Source organism: Nostoc mirabile CHAB5784, from assembly GCF_020829645.1.
In the GTDB taxonomy this organism is placed as follows: domain Bacteria; phylum Cyanobacteriota; class Cyanobacteriia; order Cyanobacteriales; family Nostocaceae; genus Nostoc; species Nostoc mirabile.
The window spans coordinates 23,101-43,638 of record NZ_JAIVFS010000070.1 but is presented as its reverse complement, the minus strand read 5'-3'; the positions used below and the strand labels follow the sequence as shown (position 1 = coordinate 43,638).

Annotated in this window: 19 protein-coding genes; 17 read left to right on the top strand and 2 right to left on the bottom strand. The window is 39.7% G+C overall.

The window, feature by feature from the left end:
- Positions 1 to 113: 113 nt before the first annotated feature.
- Positions 114 to 527 (bottom strand): hypothetical protein, encoded by a 414-nt coding sequence (locus LC653_RS30760; RefSeq protein WP_229498428.1) that lies wholly within the window; start codon positions 525 to 527, stop codon positions 114 to 116.
- Positions 528 to 617: 90 nt separating this feature from the next.
- Here LC653_RS30760 and LC653_RS30755 point away from each other — a divergent pair, with 90 nt between their 5' ends.
- Positions 618 to 1,796: an NB-ARC domain-containing protein gene (locus tag LC653_RS30755; protein ID WP_229498427.1), complete on the top strand. Its 1,179-nt coding sequence runs from the start codon at positions 618 to 620 to the stop codon at positions 1,794 to 1,796.
- Positions 1,793 to 3,559: a protein kinase family protein gene (locus LC653_RS30750; protein WP_229498426.1), complete on the top strand. Its 1,767-nt coding sequence runs from the start codon at positions 1,793 to 1,795 to the stop codon at positions 3,557 to 3,559. The genes LC653_RS30755 and LC653_RS30750 overlap by 4 nt, the downstream gene beginning before the upstream one ends.
- Here the strand turns inward: LC653_RS30750 and LC653_RS30745 are convergent.
- Positions 3,518 to 3,781, bottom strand: coding sequence for a hypothetical protein (locus tag LC653_RS30745; protein ID WP_229498425.1), 264 nt, complete (start codon positions 3,779 to 3,781; stop codon positions 3,518 to 3,520). The genes LC653_RS30750 and LC653_RS30745 overlap by 42 nt on opposite strands.
- A 70-nt stretch (positions 3,782 to 3,851) precedes the next feature.
- Between LC653_RS30745 and LC653_RS30740 the strand changes: the two genes are divergently transcribed.
- The 15 genes from LC653_RS30740 to LC653_RS30670 all read left to right on the top strand — a co-directional run bounded on the left by LC653_RS30740 (position 3,852) and on the right by LC653_RS30670 (position 20,515).
- Positions 3,852 to 4,154, top strand: a complete 303-nt coding sequence (locus LC653_RS30740) for a transposase (protein ID WP_229498424.1) — start codon at positions 3,852 to 3,854, stop codon at positions 4,152 to 4,154.
- Positions 4,155 to 4,802: 648 nt separating this feature from the next.
- Positions 4,803 to 5,564 (top strand): hypothetical protein, encoded by a 762-nt coding sequence (locus LC653_RS30735; protein WP_229498423.1) that lies wholly within the window; start codon positions 4,803 to 4,805, stop codon positions 5,562 to 5,564.
- Positions 5,565 to 5,671: 107 nt separating this feature from the next.
- Positions 5,672 to 6,703 carry a fatty acid desaturase family protein gene (locus LC653_RS30730; protein WP_229498422.1) on the top strand — a complete coding sequence of 344 codons (1,032 nt, stop codon included), beginning with the start codon at positions 5,672 to 5,674 and terminating at the stop codon, positions 6,701 to 6,703.
- 99 nt (positions 6,704 to 6,802) lie between these two features.
- Entirely contained in the window at positions 6,803 to 7,270 is a 468-nt protein-coding gene (locus tag LC653_RS30725; RefSeq protein WP_229498421.1) for a small multi-drug export protein, read from the top strand.
- Between the two features lie 69 nt (positions 7,271 to 7,339).
- Positions 7,340 to 9,253 (top strand): 1-deoxy-D-xylulose-5-phosphate synthase, encoded by a 1,914-nt coding sequence (gene dxs / locus LC653_RS30720; protein ID WP_229498420.1) that lies wholly within the window; start codon positions 7,340 to 7,342, stop codon positions 9,251 to 9,253.
- A 142-nt stretch (positions 9,254 to 9,395) separates the two neighbouring features.
- Positions 9,396 to 10,619 (top strand): (E)-4-hydroxy-3-methylbut-2-enyl-diphosphate synthase, encoded by a 1,224-nt coding sequence (gene ispG / locus LC653_RS30715; RefSeq protein ID WP_229498419.1) that lies wholly within the window; start codon positions 9,396 to 9,398, stop codon positions 10,617 to 10,619.
- Positions 10,620 to 10,994: 375 nt separating this feature from the next.
- Complete coding sequence (locus LC653_RS30710; RefSeq protein WP_229498418.1) at positions 10,995 to 11,702, top strand: transmembrane-type terpene cyclase; 708 nt, start codon at positions 10,995 to 10,997, stop codon at positions 11,700 to 11,702.
- 102 nt (positions 11,703 to 11,804) lie between these two features.
- Positions 11,805 to 12,830, top strand: coding sequence for a geranylgeranyl diphosphate synthase CrtE (crtE, locus tag LC653_RS30705; RefSeq protein WP_229498417.1), 1,026 nt, complete (start codon positions 11,805 to 11,807; stop codon positions 12,828 to 12,830).
- Between the two features lie 80 nt (positions 12,831 to 12,910).
- Positions 12,911 to 14,128, top strand: a complete 1,218-nt coding sequence (locus LC653_RS30700) for a 4-hydroxy-3-methylbut-2-enyl diphosphate reductase (protein ID WP_229498416.1) — start codon at positions 12,911 to 12,913, stop codon at positions 14,126 to 14,128.
- Between the two features lie 135 nt (positions 14,129 to 14,263).
- Positions 14,264 to 15,214 carry a 4-(cytidine 5'-diphospho)-2-C-methyl-D-erythritol kinase gene (gene ispE, locus LC653_RS30695; RefSeq protein WP_229498429.1) on the top strand — a complete coding sequence of 317 codons (951 nt, stop codon included), beginning with the start codon at positions 14,264 to 14,266 and terminating at the stop codon, positions 15,212 to 15,214.
- A 32-nt stretch (positions 15,215 to 15,246) separates the two neighbouring features.
- A complete protein-coding gene (locus tag LC653_RS30690) occupies positions 15,247 to 15,834 on the top strand; it encodes an AAA family ATPase (RefSeq protein WP_229498415.1) in 588 nt (195 codons plus the stop codon).
- Between the two features lie 256 nt (positions 15,835 to 16,090).
- Entirely contained in the window at positions 16,091 to 17,278 is a 1,188-nt protein-coding gene (locus LC653_RS30685; protein WP_229498414.1) for a 1-deoxy-D-xylulose-5-phosphate reductoisomerase, read from the top strand.
- Between the two features lie 85 nt (positions 17,279 to 17,363).
- The gene (gene ispF, locus LC653_RS30680; protein WP_229498413.1) at positions 17,364 to 17,846 is read left to right on the top strand and encodes a 2-C-methyl-D-erythritol 2,4-cyclodiphosphate synthase; all 483 of its coding nucleotides are present in this window, start codon (positions 17,364 to 17,366) and stop codon (positions 17,844 to 17,846) included.
- Positions 17,847 to 17,943: 97 nt separating this feature from the next.
- Complete coding sequence (ispD, locus tag LC653_RS30675; RefSeq protein ID WP_229498412.1) at positions 17,944 to 18,675, top strand: 2-C-methyl-D-erythritol 4-phosphate cytidylyltransferase; 732 nt, start codon at positions 17,944 to 17,946, stop codon at positions 18,673 to 18,675.
- Positions 18,676 to 19,189: 514 nt separating this feature from the next.
- Positions 19,190 to 20,515, top strand: a complete 1,326-nt coding sequence (locus tag LC653_RS30670; RefSeq protein WP_229498411.1) for a cytochrome P450 family protein — start codon at positions 19,190 to 19,192, stop codon at positions 20,513 to 20,515.
- Positions 20,516 to 20,538 lie beyond the last annotated feature (23 nt).

Sequence of the window (20,538 nt, the reverse complement as noted above, 5' to 3'; positions counted from 1 at the left end):
GTAGTATTGGGCGAATAACACCGCTCTAGATAATGTTTCAGTTTGAATTTGCCAGAAATTACTAGAATTGCGATCGTAATAACAGTCGATCAAGTGCAAAGCCAGGGCAATCCTTAATAATTGCGTTTATAACTGTCACCACTTTTGCCACTGTCACCGGTGACAGTAGCCCTTTTACTGTCATTAGTTTGTACTTTTTGAGAATTTATTGACTGTTGTCGCTGCCACGATTTTATACAGTTCTCTAATGCTTCGTCCGTAAGTGTGGCAGTTGGGTTATCTTTTTGGGCTGACCTCCAAATTGAAGAAGCTTCCCTGGCATCAAGGGTGGGGTAACAACGGGCGCAGTATTCATCAAATAAACCCCGTGGTTCTCCACTAAATCTATGCCCCAGGTGGCTTAGTCGGTTAGCTGTGCCAATTAGGTTTCGGGCTAGAGCCGCACCTTTACTATTTCTCTCTCCAAGTCCTGCCCCACCATCAATTAATGATCTGTCTACTTTGGTTAAGCAACATAAGAGCGGCACGTCACCACTTGATATATATAGTGGAATCGACGGAGTAACTATCTTTTGCTTTGGAATTATTGCTCTTAACTGGTCGTAACTGTATCGGTTTTGAGAGTTGAGAATGATCTTAAAGTAGCAAAAGAGCATTGTATAAAGCTGGAAGCATCTAGGCTGGACGATGATTGTCTAGTGGGCAAGACGAGAATATATGGAGAACTGCCCAAAGCAGCGTTTTTCTATGGTAGAAACAAAGAAATTATTGATTTGAAAAAGCAAATTAATTTTTCTAAAAAATCTTGCATAGCCATAACTGGAATAGGAGGAATAGGTAAAAGTCTATTGGTAGCCAAAGTAATCGAAGAAATACTTTTAGATAAATCAGATGCATATGAATACATAGTTTGGAATACAGTTACTCGTTATTCCTCCATTGATGAAGTAGTCACTGAATTAATTAGTATTTTCGACCTAGAAGCAGAGGAAGAAACTCTGCTAGGAAAAATTTCTTTGCTATCAAAGCATTTTCATTTGCATCGTTGTTTACTAGTATTAGATGGTTTTGAAAAAGTGGCACAAGTAGAGAGTTTTAAAAGAAGATTAGAATATGAAGACTTTTTTGTTGGAATTACAAAAGGTCGTCATAAAAGTTGCATATTAGTAACGAGCCAAGTGCCTTTAAAGGACATTGCTTACGTAACTCAAAGTTTGCCTATTGAATCTTTACGCTTGGAAGGCTTAGACTCAAATGCTGCAATGCAAATGCTACGTGATAAAGGATTATTTGGGGACGGATGTATACAATTAATTGAAAATTATCGCGGAAATCCATCAGAGTTAGATACAGTTGCTGAACGAATTAATCGCATTTTTGGAGGGAATGTTCAAAAATTCTTTGATTATGAAACTACGGTAATTGGGCCTAGACTTAAAGTAATGCTTAATATGCAATTTGGACAAGCTGGCTTTTTAAGCGATCTCCAAAAACAGATCATGATTTTTTTAGCAGAAGAGCTATCAAAAGATTCAACTCCAATTCCTTTTTTTAAGCTTGTTAGTGGATTAAAAGAGCGATTAGCTTTAAAAGTGTCAGTTTCTGAAGTAATAACAGCAATGGAAGCCTTAGATGAACGTTCATTAATTGAAACTAGTAGAAAATCAAGTAAACAGGAAGTTTGTTATAGTTTGGAACCAGTAGTTAAGAAGTATATTTTGGTCGATGCACTCGGCTTGGTGTACGATAAGACAAGTGCATCACAAACAAGTAATGCCGTTCAGGAGCGAATGTGAGCTACTGTATAAATCCTCTTTGTACTCAGCGTCACAATCCTGATGATATTGAAAATTGTTTAGCTTGTGGGAATCCCTTATTAATAAACAAACGTTTTCGTTTGTTACATCCGTTACGTTCTTTAGATAAAGATCCATATACTTATACAGATATTTTTGAGGTTGAAGACGTTGGTATTGTCGAGGATGAGGATGATAGCACAGAATCCTATCCACATCCTCAAAGAAAAGTGATGAAAATCTTAAAATGGATAGACGAGCCTAAATTAGTTGAACTGCTTCGACGAGAATCAATTTTATTGCAAATTCTTGACCATCCTGGAATTCCTAAGTCTAATAGAGGAGATTATTTTGCTTTGAGGCTGAATGACAATCGTTTAGAATTGCATTGCTTAGTAATGCAGAAGTTTGAAGGAAAGGACTTAGGGAAGTGGATAAAATCTTATGGAAAAATTCCTCAGAGCCTAGCACTTGATTGGCTTTCACAATTAATGGATATTCTTGATTTAGTTCACCGCTCTGGTGTGTTTCATAGAGATATTAAGCCAAATAACATTATTTTTCAACCCAACGGCAAATTAGCACTTATTGATTTTGGCGGGGCAAGAGATATTACTAGAACCTACTTAGCGAAAGTTAGTACTAGTGGAGGAACCAGTACAGGATTAGGTAGTGGGCATGACATAACTATCGTTCGGACAGCTTGTTTCTCCCCTTTAGAGCAAATTAATGGGCAAGCTGTACCACAGTCAGACTTTTACGCATTGGGCAGAACTTTTGTTAACTTAGTTACTGGTATTCCTTTAATTCAAATTAAAAGCGACGAAAGAACAGGGAGGCTACTTTGGAGGAATAAAGCACCTCATATCGACAAATCTCTGGCTGATTTTATTGATGATTTGATGGCTCCTTTTCCAGGGCAGCGTCCGCAAAATACTCAAGTAATTTTGCAAAGGTTACAAAAGCTCCCTCTACAAAATAAAATTTATAAATTAATTAGGTCTAAAATATTTATAACTAGTGCAACGATTGCATCCATTACTTTAGGAAGTTTAGGAATTTCTAAAATAGTTCTACCTATCATAATTAACAATCTAGTGATTCAGGGGGAAAAGTTAGAGGCTGCAAATGATTCTCAAGCTGCTCAAAAGCTTTTTGACTCAGCTATAAAAATTAATCCCCAAGTTAAAGCTTCTATTTCTAAGTTTTATTTTGACAAAGGGCTTCGCAGTACAAATAGCCTAGAGTTAGCTAAAAATTATTATGAATTAGCGATTAAATATAATGACAGAGATATAGAAAGCTATAACAACTTAGGTATTGTCTGTAAACAATTGTACGATTACGAATGTGTAATTAATACTTACAGAAAGTCTTTTAAATTAAATTTTGATAATTGGGAAGGGCATTATGGGCTAGGTATTTTTTACGATGATAAAATGAAATATGATTTAGCAGAACAACAATATCAGCTAGCTATAAAAAGTAATAGTAAAACAATATTACCTATCAATAATTTATCCAGATTAAAGATTTTAAAGGGTGATTATAATACAGCGATTTCTCTTGCTCAAGAAGGACTTAAAAAAGCTAAAACTCCTAGATTACAAGCAGTTTTGTATAAAAACTTAGGTTGGGCTAAATTTGAGCAGAAGAAGTATGGGGAGGCAAGGCAATATTTAGAAAAAGCAAAAGAATTAGATATGCAGAGAACATCTATTCTAAGCATTCACTACAACGCTCCCTGCATTGCCATTACCTAAAGTGTAAGAATTAATATTGCTGCCATTCTGTAAAATAACTTTTGATGTATTAACTGTTAAAGTACCAGCGTTTCCAGTACTGAAAGCTCCAACAGCTAACTGGGTCGATGCAAGAGGAACAAAAGGATTAAACCCACTTAGTTGAACACTCTGGTCGGCATTAATAGTTAAATTTCCTCCTTCGCCTGCTCCAAAAGTTCCAGATATTATTGTTCCTCCCATAGAACTTATGAATTGTCCTGTATTGATTATGATTTCTCCGCCTTTCCCAGAAGAAAAAGTATAATTACCAATGCCACTAGCAATAGTAGGATCAATAGAAGAAAATCCTACTATTTTTGCCGATTCAGAAATATTTAAAATTATATTGCCGCCAGATCATGTACCAAAGAGTGCCAGTGTTCTCAATATGTCACCCTATTCTCCTGATTTTAATCCGATTGAACTTTGGTGGTCGCAACTTAAAGCTTTTTTACGTCAATTCTCTCCAACCACAACAAAAATGGTTGATATTCTTATTGCGACGGCTCTTGATTTGATTAATCCGAAACATCTAAAAAACTGGTTTACAGACTGTTGTTACTGTACTTCATGAACCTGCAATCTGCTGTAATGAAGTGGATTTTTCATTTTGGTAGACGGTCAAAATTCCGTCCTACCATTTTTTTGACACCAAGTTAATATTTCGGACAGGTCTAATAAGTAAAACTTATCATAGAGCCAAGGCAATCAGCTTTTTTATATTCCCTAAGAAAACGGTATCATACACTACTATTTTTTAGCGATCGCAGAACTTTTCGGTCTACTGACTGTGCTTGAGTCTCAAGCTATCACATACCAATTAGACAGCTAGGGAATGCACCCTGATTTCTTAATTTAGCGCACCTTCATGCAGAATTGGTATTATATACTCGCAATGTAAATTTTAGCAAAGTTAGCAAAACGATCTACATTCGCTATCGGCTAAAAGGCATTTCGATTCAGAACTTACGTAAGATCCAATTAAAAATATAAACTTTTTAGCTTAAGTTTTCTATTTTAACTGGCTAAAACCAGTCTTGAGATAAATAATTATCTACAAAGCCTTTGAGAGATACTTACTCTCCAGGTCTTTTACTAATAACTTACCCGATTAGGTTCTCTAATTTATTAGGGTAATACTTTTAGTAAATGAAAAAATCTGAAGAAGTAATTGCACCAATATTTTCAAAAGCAGTAAGTTTTATACACTAGGAGATAAACAATGTTGGCTACTACTCAAACACCTCTTATTTCTTATGAAGCAATGCAAAAATCGGCTCGTATCATTAAATACGTTTATCAGTTTTATTTTCCGATTCATTGCCTTTCTCCAGATGATATTTGTACTTTTTACCCTGTTCTCACATGTGTGGAAGCTACGATCTATCAAGCTGATTTGATTATGGAACAAGGGCAAAGTTCAAAAATTATACATAGCCCAAATGACGATGATAGTAGTTTAAAACTTTTAAAATATAGTTTAATTAATCTTTTAAAAGAGCTTAATTATTATGATTCAGTAATTGAGCAAGAATTAGCAAAAGGAGAAGAATTTATCCACCTAGAAAACAAGATAATGGTTGAAGGATTAATAAGATATTCAGATGTTATGCGTATTGCAGAATTACGTTCTTCTGATATTCGCCTTCTTCATCTCATTTTATTCCGAATGCTCGGAAAGCCATATGATGAAAATCTTTTATCTCTCGTTTGCTTAGTAGAAATTATTGCTGATATTGAGGACGATTTCAATAATTATGCTGCTGACGTTGCTCAAAACAGCTATAATACTTATCGTATGTTTGTGGCACTTTACAAAGAAAAAGCACCTCAATATATAAAAGCAGAATTAGAACATTACGAAAATCTTTTTCAGGAGAAATTAGCTAATTTTGTAGATGACGAGAAACAAAGATTGATGGGAATATATTCTCAATTTCGCAAATATCATTTTTCAGCTATTCCTGAACCAATTATTGAGTAGGTTTGTCATCAAATGATAAACAATTAATGATTTTTTGATAACCCCAAAATATTGTGTTTTTAACCACTTGTTGTTAGGAAACTGATTCTCTTGCTGGAGTAGTAATTATGGTGATGAAGATTTTTTCAACAAAAGACATCGTCGTTTCCTATTACATCAATCGAAAGAAACCTTTGTGGAATGTTATTGCTCTCTTCTACATCTTGAGTGGCTATTGCGGTGGGCTAGTACTCTTGGTAGTAGCTAATATTTGGCTTAACATTTTGGGAGTCATATTATTCACCCATAGCTTGGCTCTATCTGCCTATTTTTCCCACGAGTTTATGCATGGCACGATTTTCACTAATATGCGTTGGAATGTCGTTGGTGGCAACATCATGCTATGGCTAAACGGTGGTTGTTATGCCAGATTTAAAGATTTGGCGCAAGAGCATATTTTTCATCATGTTAATAAAGTGGATTCTGTGGTTTTTGACTTACCTGCCTTTATTAACAATCTTCCTAGACCAATACGCAGCCTGATTCTAGCCCTAGAGTGGCTATATTTTCCGGTGATTTCTTTGATATTTCAGTTTTGGGCATTGACTGCTCCTTTTTGGAATCCAAAGCGTCGAAATGAAAGGATGCGTGTCATTATCCTGCTTATAGTGCGGGGGTTATTGTTTACCCTGTTGGGATTAATGTCACTCAAAGCATTAGTACTTTACTTTCTTGCATACAGTAGCATGATCACCATATTGCGGTTCATGGATGCGTTTCAGCACACTTATGAGACATATCCCGTTGGCTTGCCTTTCCCCAAGCGTAATGAGGCTTACGAACAAGCTAATACCTTTACAACCTTAATTTCTCACCGATACTGGTGGTTGAATTTGCTCGTGTTGAACTTTGGCTACCATAACGCCCATCACGCACTGATGAAATGCTCTTGGCATAATCTCCATGAATTAGACAGGAATTTATTCGCGGGGCGGCAACAAACTCATCATTTGACACTATCACAATTGCTCAAAAACTATCACCGCTTTCGGATTGCCCGTCTTTTCTTAGGTCAAGGTACAGCGGTAGATGAGCAGGGTAATTTAGAACTCAATAATTTCTATGGTGCTATTGGTGTGTCTTTTCTAGTAAAGGCTTGATACTCTGTTACAGAAACTTGCGCCCCTATAACAAGTTTCTGAATGCTAAGTATCGATAAGCTAAGAGCCAACATTCATTAACCTAGAAAAAGGTCAAAGATGATAGAGTACATTTCAAAGGCATTTTTGGTTTGTTTCCTTGGATTTTTTCCAGCTTCAGAAATTTATGTAGCTATTCCTTCAGGCATCGCTCTCGGTCTAGATTACTATTCAACTGTAGTTTGGTCTATCGCAGGTAGTTACACCGCTGTTCTACTAATACACTATGGTTATGAGCGTTTTAGCCAAATACCACAAGTCAAAACGTGGCTCGACCGTTTTTCATCCCAACGATTTAGAAATTGGATAGATATTTACGGAATTGGATTCGTCCTAGTAATAACTCCATTGCTTGGTGTGTGGGTTGTAAGTGTAACAATGAAAGTTTTCAAAATGGATTCCGGACTATTCTTGGTTTACTCTTTCATCACCGTGGTTATATCTACCGTTGGCCTAACAGCACTTACATACGCCGGAATAGATCTGGCTGCAAATGGCTACAAAATGATAATTGGTGTAGCAGACTAAGCCCATAAGAATGCCCACTTTTACTACTATTAAGCATTTGAAACCACTTGGTTTTTACAGGAGATATATATGCATCTGAAAGATTTGACTCATCCTAACCAATTGCACAGTCTATCAATTGAACAACTTCAGCAAATTGCTTCTCAGATTCGACAAAAGCACCTAGAAACTGTAGCAGCTAGTGGTGGTCACCTTGGTCCTGGATTAGGTGTAGTAGAACTCACGGTAGCACTTTACCAAACCCTAGATTTAGAACGCGATAAAATCATTTGGGATGTGGGTCACCAAGCCTATCCGCATAAACTGATTACCGGTCGCTACAATTCTTTTCACACACTGCGGCAAAAAAACGGTATTGCAGGATATCTCAAACGCTGTGAAAGCAAGTTTGACCACTTTGGCGCAGGACATGCTTCCACAAGTATCTCTGCTGCTCTAGGTATGGCGATCGCACGAGATTTGAAAGGCGAAAAATTTAAAGTGGTAGCTGTGATTGGTGATGGTGCACTGACAGGTGGCATGGCATTAGAAGCGATTAACCATGCAGGTCACTTACCTAACACTAATCTGTTAGTAGTTCTTAACGATAATGAAATGTCCATCTCCCCGAATGTTGGTGCTCTTTCTCGCTACCTCAATAAGTTACGCTTGAATCCATCAGTACAGTTTTTATCAGACAACCTCAAAGAACAATTCAAGCATCTACCTATTGTAGGGGATTCCTTTTCGCCAGAACTTGGACGTCTTAAGGAAGGGATGAAGCGTTTGGCAGTGACCAAAGAAGGAGCCATGTTTGAGGAACTAGGCTTTACTTACATCGGGCCTGTAGATGGTCATAATCTTGAGGAGTTAATTGCCGCTTTTGAGCAGGCACATCAGATAACAGGAGCAGTTTTAGTCCATGTAGCAACTGTCAAAGGTAAAGGCTACGAATTAGCCGAAAAAGACCAAGTAGGCTACCACGCTCAAACCTCCTTTAATCTCACCACCGGCAAAGCCATCCCTTCCAGCAAGCCTAAGCCTCCCGCTTATACCAAAGTTTTTGCTCACACTTTGGTGAAACTTGCTGAACAAAACCCCAAAATCATCGGTATTACTGCTGCAATGTCAACAGGAACAGGTTTAGACAAACTGCACGAAAAGCTGCCCAATCAATATATTGATGTAGGTATTGCCGAACAACACGGTGTTACTCTAGCAGCTGGTTTAGCCTGTGAAGGTATGCGCCCAGTCGTGACAATATACTCTACTTTCTTGCAACGCGCTTACGACCAAATTATTCATGATGTCTGCATTCAGAACTTGCCTGTCTTTTTCTGCCTGGACAGAGCAGGAATTGTTGGTGCAGATGGGCCAACTCACCAAGGAATGTACGACATTGCATATTTGCGTTGCATTCCTAACATAGTACTAATGGCTCCCAAAGATGAAGCCGAGCTTCAGCGGATGCTTGTCACTGGCATAGAACACACGAAGAGTCCAATTGCTATGCGGTATCCTCGCGGTAGTGGTTATGGTGTCTCCTTGATGGAGGAAGGTTGGGAGCCTCTGCCCATCGGTAAAGGCGAAATCCTGCGTTCCGGCGAGGATGTTCTGATAGTCGGCTATGGTTCGATGGTTCACCCAGCTATGCAAGCAGCTCTACTTTTGAGTGAGTATGGCATTCAAGCTACTGTAGTGAATGCTCGCTTTGTTAAGCCTCTGGATACTGAATTGATTGTGCCCCTAGCTCAACAAATTGGTCGAGTCTTCACTTTAGAAGAAGGCTGCGTAATTGGAGGCTTTGGTTCAGCTGTAGCAGAAGCATTGCAAGAGCATGGCGTATTGGTATCAGTGACACCGATAGGAATCCCTGACAAATTAATTGACCACGCAACTCCAGAGGAATCCAAAGCAGATATTGGCTTAACTAGTGTACAAATTGCCGAGCAAATACGACAAGCTGTCACATTGCCAGTACAAAAGTTTTCTCAAGTTTATTAGTACAGCACGGCGTAAATAAACCACTTATTGCAAATCAATGAAACGCTTGCGGTATAAAAATTCTAAATTCCGCCGACTTGTACTAGTTTCTTTTGAAGTGTTGAACTTGAAGCTAAACTTTGACATCCAGGGGCAAAAATCTATGTTCACTATTCCATCTCCAACTATTGTCAATACCTCTTCCCGCCCACTTTCTGAGACCACCATTGTCCGTCGTAAAACACGTCCCGTTCGTGTTGGTCATGTCATCATTGGCGGTGGTCACCCTGTAGTGGTGCAGTCCATGATTAATGAAGACACTTTAGATGTAGAAGGTTCAGTAGCTGCCATTATTCGCCTTCACAAAATTGGCTGTGAGATTGTCCGTGTCACCGTGCCTAGTCTGGCTCACGCCAAAGCCTTAAGTGAAATTAAACAGAAATTAGTCGAAACCTACCTTGCTGTACCCTTGGCGGCTGATGTACACCATAATGGCATGAAGATTGCCTTGGAAGTAGCAAAGTATGTTGAGAAAGTACGAATTAATCCTGGTTTGTACGTATTTGAAAAGCCAAAACCTAACAGAACCGAATATACCCACGCCGAATTTGACGACATTGGCGAGAAGATCCGTGAAACCCTAGAACCCCTTGTGGTTTCTCTACGCGATCAAGGCAAAGCAATGCGGATTGGCGTCAATCATGGTTCCCTTGCTGAACGGATGCTGTTTACCTATGGTGATACTCCAGAAGGTATGGTAGAGTCTGCACTAGAGTTTATTCGCATTTGTGAATCTCTAGACTTTCGCAACCTTGTTATATCTCTCAAGGCGTCACGAGTGCCAGTGATGTTAACCGCTTATCGGCTGATGGTACAGCGAATGAATGAGCTAGGTATGGATTATCCCCTACATTTGGGGGTGACAGAAGCTGGTGATGGAGAATACGGACGTATCAAATCCACTGCTGGAATTGGCACACTTTTAGCTGATGGGATTGGGGATACGATTCGGGTATCGCTTACAGAAGCTCCAGAGAAAGAAATTCCCGTGTGCTACAGCATTTTGCAAGCACTGGGTTTAAGGAAAACGATGGTGGAGTATGTTGCTTGCCCTTCTTGTGGTCGTACTTTGTTTAACCTAGAAGAAGTGCTGCACAAAGTGCGAGAAGCAACCAAACATCTTACTGGTCTAGATATCGCAGTCATGGGTTGCATTGTCAATGGCCCTGGAGAAATGGCAGATGCTGACTACGGTTATGTTGGTAAACAGCCTGGTTATATCTCTTTGTATCGTGGCAAAGAAGAAATTAAAAAGGTTCCCGAGTCTCAGGGTGTCGAAGAATTGATTAACCTAATTAAGGCAGACGATCGCTGGGTAAATCCTTAAACTAGGCTGAAAATTGGATATGTAGCCAGTCGTAGTTAGAAGAGGAATCTAGCTCCATCAATTTGAATTAACACTTTCTCAGTTTCAGAAAGTAATATTAAGAAACTGTGTTCAACTTTGTGAACTAAAGCTGGGCTTGATATTCATCATTGACGGCTTTAACTCTTCTAATACGACTTGGTTTTAATCAACTGCAAACTATCAGGTTAATTATTGTTTTTGAAGGGAAACTAAAATAATAATTAGTTTTATCAAATTAGATATGCGGCTTGATATTTTTCTAGAATATTCTTCAATTTTGGGATAACTTCTGATTAAGGCATATACACTTGTTAAAGTTTTAGTATCTGTTATTTATTAAATGAGGTATGACTTATGAGTACAGGCGCGACTTTGAATTCTGTTTGTGATGTTGCATGGGTATTTACATATGTGGCCATTATTTGGCGAGGTTTCAAAGACCGTTCATTAGGTATGCCTATGGTGGCTCTTAGTGCAAATATTTCATGGGAAGCTATTTATTCATTTGTTTATATACCACCTAGTAACGCTTTACTATACGCTAGTATCGCCTGGTTTACCTTCGATATTCCAATTGTTTGGCAATGCTTCCTCTATGGATACAAAGATTTTCCATCTCCCATAAAAAGGAAGAATTTTGGGTTAGTTTTTTTAGCTTGTATAGCTATTTCTTTTTCTATTATTTTGGGAATTGCTTCGGAATTTAATGATATGAAGGGAGTTTATACAGGTTTTGGAATAAACTGTATGATTTCAATTCTTTATGTATATATGCTTCTTCGACGCAATGACATAGCTGGGCAGTCCATCTACATCGGAATTTACAAGTTAATTGCTACAATGTTTGCATTTTTAGGCTCATGTTTTGATGCTCCTGGTGATATTGATAAAACCTTAAGCTTTCAAACACTAATGACAGAAATTATTTTAGAGCACACCTATCCCACAACGCTACTCATCAAAACTTTATATGCAATTATTTTGATATTCGATCTATTGTACATCATACTTTTTTATCTAAAATGTACGAGGAAAAACATTAATCCTTGGGCAAGGTTTTAATTTACTTGCCTAACACCTTAAACTGAATTTATCCGATGTTGGAGAAAAATAAACGGCTAAATGAATGAAATGTAGTGTCATAATATTGAGGAGAGATGTTAAATGAATACTAAAGTTTTTGAATTTTCGTTTCAAGACTCTGCACATAACCAAAGCCAACTATCTAGTCATGAAATCAAGGTAGCGGACACCAAGAATAAATCATTACAACTGCTTGAAGTTGACAAAACTCCAGAAGAAACTACCTTTAATCTGTCAACCTATTTATCAGAACGACAAACCTTAGTTGAGGGAGCGCTTGAGTGCTCAATCGCTGTAGTTTATCCGGAAAAAATTTATGAGGCTATGCGGTATTCCCTGCTGGCTGGGGGAAAACGCCTGCGGCCGATTCTGTGCCTTGCTAGTTGTGAATTATCTGGAGGTACGGTAAAGATGGCGATGCCTACTGCTTGTGCACTAGAAATGCTTCACACTATGTCTTTAATTCATGATGATTTGCCTGCTATGGATAATGATGATTATCGGCGAGGTAAACTGACAAACCATAAGGTTTATGGTGAAGACATTGCTATTCTCGCTGGTGATGGACTTTTAGCCTACGCCTTCGAGTTTATTCTAGTTCAGACAAAAGGAGTACTATCTGAGCAGTTGTTGAAGGTAGTTGCAAAGTTAAGTCATGCGGTTGCAGCAACGGGTTTAGTAGGCGGTCAAGTTGTTGACTTAGAATCGGAGGGATTGAAAAATATTAATCTAGAAACTCTCAACTTTATTCATACTCATAAAACTGGGGCTTTGTTGGAAGCTTCTGTTGTTACAGGGGCACTCTTGATGGGAGCTAATGCAGAGGTTTTGCAACGGCTTTCTCGTTATGCTTACAATATTGGTCTAGCCTTCCAGATTATTGATGATGTACTGGACATCACAGCAACTGCGGAACAACTAGGTAAAACCGCAGGCAAAGATTTACAGGCACAAAAAGTAACTTACCCCAGTTTATTAGGCATTGAGGAATCTAGATATCAGGCGAAAAAGTTAGTCGAGGAAGCTAAGGCTGAACTCGCTCCTTTTGGACAGAAAGCTATCCCTCTGATGGCGATCGCTGACTACATCACAGCTAGAACTCACTAGCCAGTAATCAGTAAACAGTTATCAATTATCACTGTTCACTGATAACTAAACTGTATTTATTATGACAACAGGAGTGAAAGATGAATACAAAAGCATTTAAGCGATTGCTCCATAGTTCCGAACGTTACTATCGTAAGGGATTTGGGCATCAAACAGAAGTCAACAAGATGCTATACTCTGAGTATCAAAGCAGCTTAATTCAGCAGATACGGGAGAACGACTACACATTGCAAAAAGGTAATGTCACAATTAAGCTAGCAGAAGCGTTTGGATTTTGCTGGGGAGTAGAACGAGCGATCGCTCTGGCTTATGAGACACATCAGCAATTTCCCACCGAGCGTATTTGGATTACCAACGAAATCATTCACAACCCCTCTGTCAATCAAAACTTAAGGGAAATGCAAATTGAATTTATTCCAGTCAACGAAGAGGGAAAGAAGGATTTTTCTGTTGTTGGTACGGAAGATGTTGTGATTCTACCTGCTTTTGGTGCTAGTATTGAAGAGATGCAGCTGTTAAATCAAAAAGGCTGCAAAATTATGGATACGACTTGCCCTTGGGTATCTAAAGTGTGGAATAGCGTTGAGAAGCACAAAAAACGTAACTACACTTCAATTATTCATGGTAAGTACAATCATGAAGAAACAATTGCAACCAGTTCCTACGCAGATAAGTACCTTGTTGTCCTAAACCTGCAACAAGCAGAGTATGTCTGCAACTATATCCTTCATGGTGAAAACCGTGAAGAATTTTTAGGCAAATTTGCCAAAGCTTATTCTCCTGGATTCGATCCCGATACCGACTTAGAATGGGTGGGTATCGCCAATCAGACTACCATGCTCAAGGGAGAAACCGAGCAGATTGGTAAGTTGTTTGAGCGGACGCTTATGCGTAAGTACGGCCCAGCCAATATCAATGACCATTTTCTCAGCTTCAACACCATCTGTGATGCTACCCAAGAACGTCAGGATGCAATGTTTAAGCTTGTAGAAGACAAGTTGGATCTGATGGTAGTTGTTGGCGGTTTTAACTCTTCTAACACGACTCACCTTTGCGAAATCTCTACTGAACGCGGGATTCCTTCGTACCACATTGATAGTGCAGAGCGCTTGGGGCCAGGTAACCGCATCCAACATAAAAAGTTGCATCAAGACATTGAAGTATTTGAAGATTGGTTACCTTCAGGTCTAATTGTTGTAGGAATTACTTCTGGAGCTTCGACACCAGATAAAGTGGTTTCTGATGTTATTGAGAAGATTTTTGCCATCAAAGCCGCTATGAACTGTGTTTTAAACTAGTCGAACTTTCTTAACTGTAAGAAAGGGTCACATTCCAAAAAGGTCTGTGTGGTCTATAGGTTACCTGTCTACTGCACTAACTCTCTACTCACTAACAATACCACCATATCAACTACAACCTTAGTAGAAAAATATATGCGCTCTTACTCCTTACTTGCTTCAGCAAAAATCAATTTGTATTTGGAGATCATTCGCGATCGCCCGGATGGCTACCATGATCTGTTAATGGTACTCCAAAGTATCGACTTGGCAGATCAAATTGACCTGCGATCAACTGAAACTAATACTATCCAGGTGTATTGCAACCATCCAGAAGTACCTCAAGACCATCGTAACCTTGCTTATAAAGCGGTAGCTGTCATGGCAGAGCACTTTCCGCACGCTTTTGTCAAATATGGTGGTGTCGATATTACAATTCACAAGCGGATTCCCGTTGGAGCGGGACTGGCTGGAGGTTCTACAAATGCTGCTGCGGTTTTGGTTGGGCTAAATTTGATGTGGGAATTAGGACTCAATCACAAACAATTACAATATCTGGGGTCTTTACTTGGATCGGATGTACCCTTCTGTATTGTTGGTGGTACAACACTGGCAACAGGACGGGGCGAGTACCTTACTCCTTTACCAGCAATAGATAATTTTTATGTGGTATTAGCAAAGTACCGCAGTCTTTCGGTTTCAACAGCTTGGGCTTACCAGACGTATCGTCATCAACACTTGCACTCCAACGTGTCAAATTCTTCTATGACAGGACATCCTGACCAACGAGCATACTCAGGACAAATCGTGTCTGCAATTGCCCGCCAAAATCAGATGCAAATTTACCAGTTGCTTCATAATGATCTAGAGCGAGTAGTACTGCCAACATATCCTCAGGTGCAGCAACTGCGAGAGGAATTCCAACGCTTGGGATGCCCTGGAATAATGTCAGGTTCTGGCCCGACCGTGTTTGCTTTAACCAAATCGCAGGCTCAGGCACAACAAGTTGTTGAAGCTGTAAGCGCTGCTATTTCTGACCCTGATTTAGAACTGTGGATTTCTCAATTTACAAATTCCAGTATTCGTGTCTTATCTTTTGACAACTAAGTTTTGAATTTTAACTTTCTCAAGGAGGATACATGGTTAGAATCATTGCGATCGTTGGTATGCCAGGGTCAGGAAAGAGCGTGGTAGCTGGGTATCTTAAGAATAATGGTTTTCCTATCATTCATTTTGGGGAAATTATTATGAATGAAGTTGAAAAACGAGGTTTAGCAATCACCCCACAAAACGAACAAATAGTGAGAGAAGAAATTAGACAAAAGTATGGGATGGATGTCTGTGCCAAACTATCCTTACCAATAATTAAATCAACGCTGTTAGAGCATCAATTAGTTGTGATTGATGGTTTATATAGTTTTAGCGAGTATAAAACTCTCAAAATAGAATTTAAAAGTGAATTACTCGTTGTAGCAATTTTCACTCCTAAGTCTCTTAGGTATGAACGGCTCACGTTTAGGCATGAAAGACCTTTAAAAATTGCAGAAGCAGAGAAAAGAGATTTCATGGAAATTGAAAGGATTGAAAAAGGAGGCCCAATTGCTATGGCAGATATAACCATAATTAATGATGGAAATCAATACCAGTTATACAGAAAGTTAGAAGCATTACTGGCTGAAATATTACAAGAAGTTTACCTCTTACAGCAGCCAGTTTATAAATATTAGAATTTATTGAGTTGATTTTTCATAGGAAGGAGGTTAACTGAAATAAATATTAAACTGCAACCATCAAATAATCCTAACAGGTTACAAAAATCAAGAAAAGTTTTAAGTTGGTTATACCCTTTCTCAATAAATATAGACTTAATAACTTCATAAGCTTTACGTACTATTCTAGAAAGATAGTTTTTATGAAGTGCAAATTGACAGAGAATTGGTATTAAAACTAGACAACAATTATTGCATTGGGAACCCTATTATTATGAAAGCAATATCTCTCCTTGGCTCAACAGGCTCTATCGGTACCCAAACTCTCGATATTGTTAACCAGTACCCGAATGAGTTTCGGATTGTGGGATTAGCAGCTCTACAGAATGTAGAATTGCTGGCTCAACAAATTCGTGATTTCCAACCTGCGATTGTAGCTATCGGTAATACACAAAAGTTGCTGGAGTTAAAAAATGCGATCGCCGAGTTAGATCCCCAACCGATTCTTTTAGCAGGAGAAGCTGGAGTCATTGAAGTGGCTCGTTACTACGAAACTGAAATTGTGGTGACTGGCATTGTGGGTTGTGCAGGGCTATTACCTACAATTGCAGCAATTGAGGCAGGCAAAGACATTGCTTTGGCAAACAAGGAAACACTGATTGCAGGGGGGCCAGTTGTCCTCCCCCTAGTACAGAAGCATGGTGTAAAGTTATTGCCCGCAGATTCAGAGCATTCAGCGATTTTTCAGTGTTTGCAGGGAGTACCAGATGGAGGGCTGCGGCGTTTGATGCTGACTGCTTCTGGAGGAGCATTCCGGGATTGGTCTGTTGATAAGTTATCAACAGTCACTGTTGCTGATGCCTTGAAGCATCCTAACTGGTCAATGGGTCGCAAAATTACAGTTGATTCCGCCACTCTGATGAATAAGGGATTGGAGGTCATCGAGGCTCACTGGCTTTTTGGCATTGATTATGACCATATTGAAATTGTCATACATCCCCAGAGCATTATCCATTCTCTGATCGAACTGCAAGACACCTCAGTGTTGGCGCAACTAGGCTGGCCCGATATGCGCCTGCCCTTACTGTACGCTTTGTCTTGGCCAGAGCGAATTTACACCGCTTGGCAGCAGTTAGATTTAGTGAAGGTGGGCGAGATGACCTTTCTTGCACCAGACCACAAAAAGTATCCCTGTATGCAACTAGCTTATGCTGCTGGTCGAGATGGAGGTTGTATGCCAGCAGTACTCAATGCTGCGAATGAAGAGGCTGTAGCTTTATTCTTGTCAAAAAGAATTCAGTTTTTAGATATTCCGTGTTTGATTGAACAGGCGTGCGATCGCTACCAAGTTCACAACTGCTCGTCCCCAACTCTTGACGACATTATTGCAGCAGACCAATGGGCTAGACAAGAAGTTGTTACCGCTTCTCAGACTTTAAAACGGAGAATGATTGCAGTCTAAAAAGTTCTGTTTAGCATTTAGACATCCAGCTTTTTATTTTGCCTCTCTTTTTGTTTGAGAAAAAGTTTAATTATTTAATAGGCTCATGAATATTAGGATTGGCAACGGTTACGATATCCATCGTTTAGTTGTAGGTCGCCCTTTGATTCTAGGAGGGATAGAAATTTCCCATGAAATGGGGTTATTAGGTCACAGTGATGCTGATGTACTGACCCATGCAATTATGGATGCTATGTTAGGAGCTTTAAGCCTGGGAGATATCGGTCATTACTTTCCACCCACCGATCAAGAGTGGGCAGGTGCTGATAGTCTAGTTTTGCTAACTAAAGTTCATCACTTGGTACAGGAGCAAGGGTGGCAAATCGGTAATATTGACTCTGTAGTGGTGGCAGAACGTCCTAAACTTAAACCTTATATCCCAACAATGCGTGCGCGAATCGCAAGTGTTTTGGAACTGGAAGCCTCGCAGGTAGGCATTAAAGCAACCACCAATGAAAAACTAGGTTCTGTCGGACGAGAAGAGGGGATTGCTGCCCATACTGTAGCCTTGTTAGTATCTTCTAATTGAATAAGGTGTGGGTAAAAATCTGCCTTTGACACCCTACTTTAACAGGGCTTTACCTTTGTACTATTCGATATTACACGCTATTTCTATAGGATAAGTTATGTACTTACTAATTCCAGCTGCTGGACAAGGTCGTAGAATGCAGAGTAGTCGAAATAAACTGCTGCTCACTTTGTTAGATGAACCTATAATTGCCTGGACACTCAAGGCAGCTGAGGCTTCTGAGCAGATTCACTGGATAGGCGTGATTTGTCAGCCAGAGGACTTGGTAGATTTTCAAGAAATTGTGGCAAACTTGTCGCTAACCAAGCCAGTGCATTTTATTTTAGGGGGAGCAACCCGCCAGGATTCGGTCTATAATGGTTTACAGTCCTTACCCGCAATGGCAGAACGCGTGTTAATTCACGATGGAGCTAGGTGTTTGGTGACACCAAAGTTGTTTGACCGATGTGCTCTTGAAATTCTGAATTCTCAAGGTCTGATTGCTGCCGTTCCTGTCAAAGACACGATCAAAATTGTAGAGCCACAAACAAATGTGATTACTAATACACCAGATAGATGTCAACTCTGGGCTGCCCAAACCCCTCAGGGATTTGAAGTGGAGCTACTACAACAATGTCATGATAAAGGTCGTTACCAGGGTTGGGAGGTAACAGATGATGCTACCTTGTTTGAACAATGCCAGCTGCCTGTGCAGATTGTCCAAGGAGAAGAGACGAATTTGAAAGTGACAACGCCTGTTGATTTAGCCCTTGCCGAATTCATCCTCCGACAACGATTGGAAGAGCAGTTAAGGCAATCTCTTGACACTATATCAACGCTGACGAGGTGACAAGTCGTTTAAACAAATGGGGTTTTGGGCGTTGCTCAATCAAGGGATGAAATTTTACGTATTGAAAACTAAAACTCTTTATTTTCTGTGCGTGAGAAATATCATCATGCAAATATGCAAGGTCAAATTTTGAATTTGAGAGTAAGTAGGTAGACACAATGAAACGTAAAATGCCAACCAATGAAATCAGCTTCTAGATCAGCTTTTACCTTCAGCATAGCTGCCTTCTACTTATGTCACTTTTGCAAATATCAGTAAATCACAAGCTTTTGAAAATGAATGTAATACGCTGCAATGCCTACGGCGGGCTACGCCTACGCAGTATTAAATCGGGTGATTTATGCCCCTAATTTTTAGCACCTAACAAAATCGCACTGCTCCCGACATTGCCTTATTTATCGATTTGAAAAAGAAGCCCGCCTAAAACTTCTGATAACAATGTAATTATGAGTGATTCAACGTTTCTCAAGTTGTTTCCACAACCGCGACCAGAGTAAGTTGAAATCGTTTTGAGTTGGATCAAACCAGGCTTCGACTCAAGCCTAATCCAAGCGCAGCTTACAAAAGTTTTATCACAGGATCTGCAAGTTTTAACACGGAGTACGATATGGATACCAAAGAACAAGTAGATATGTTTAGCTCTGCATTCACAGCCAATCCCTATACTACCTATGCTCACTTGCACAAGAATGCCCCGATTTATCGTGTGATGCAGTCTAATGGACAGCCCTTATGGCTAATCACGCTATATGAAGATGCCATAACAGTGCTTAAAGATCCGCGCTTTGTCAAAGATTTCCGTAATGCTATAACGCCTGAGCAGCTTGCAGAACTGCCGCCCAATGAACCGACTTTAGAGATTATGGAGCGCAATATGATTGAAAGCGATCCACCAAATCATACACGGTTGCGCGGTCTTGTTTCCAAGGCATTCACCCTTCGACAAATCGAGCAACTTGAACCACGAATTCAAGAAATTGCAGAGGAACTGTTGGATGCAGTACAGGACAAAGGCTCAATGGAACTGATTTCAGAGTATGCGTTTCCCTTGCCTATGATTGTGATCTCGGAAATGCTTGGCATTCCTAATGAGGATCGTGACAAATTTCATCAATGGTCGAAGGCACTGGTTGAGGGACTAAGTATTATGAATACTTACCCTGATAAAACAGCTCTTGCTGCTGCTGCTGAATTCTTTGATTACATCCGCGCATTATTAGATGAGCGGCGTATGACGCCCTCTAACAATTTGATAAGTGCTCTGATTCTGGCAGAGGAGCAAGGCGATAAGCTCACAGAAGATGAATTGATCTCAATGATTTATCTCCTAATCCTTGCTGGTCACGAGACAACTGTCAATTTGATTGGCAACGGTATATTGGCATTGCTACAACACCCAGATCAGCTTGCCCAACTTAAGAATAATCCATCGCTCATTAAGTCGGCAGTTGAGGAGTTTTTGCGTTATGAATCGTCTGTGCAGACCACAACTTCACGTTATACCAAGGAAGATGTAGAGATTAGTGGGCAGGTCATTCCTAAAGGTGAACAAGTACTGGTGGTGCTTGGCGCTGCTAATCATGACCCAACGCAGTTTGACAAAGCCAATGAACTCGATATTACCCGCGAAATTAATCAACACATTGCATTTGGGTATGGCATACACCATTGTCTAGGTGCACCACTGGCACGCCTTGAAGGACAGATTGCTATTAACACATTGCTGCGACGGCTGCCCAACTTACAATTAGCTGTTACCCCTGAGGAATTACGCTGGCGTTCCGGTCTAAATATCCGTGGTCTTCAAGCGTTACCCGTTAGGTTTAAATGCAGCGTATAGTACTTTGTCCAGTTAAAAAAGAA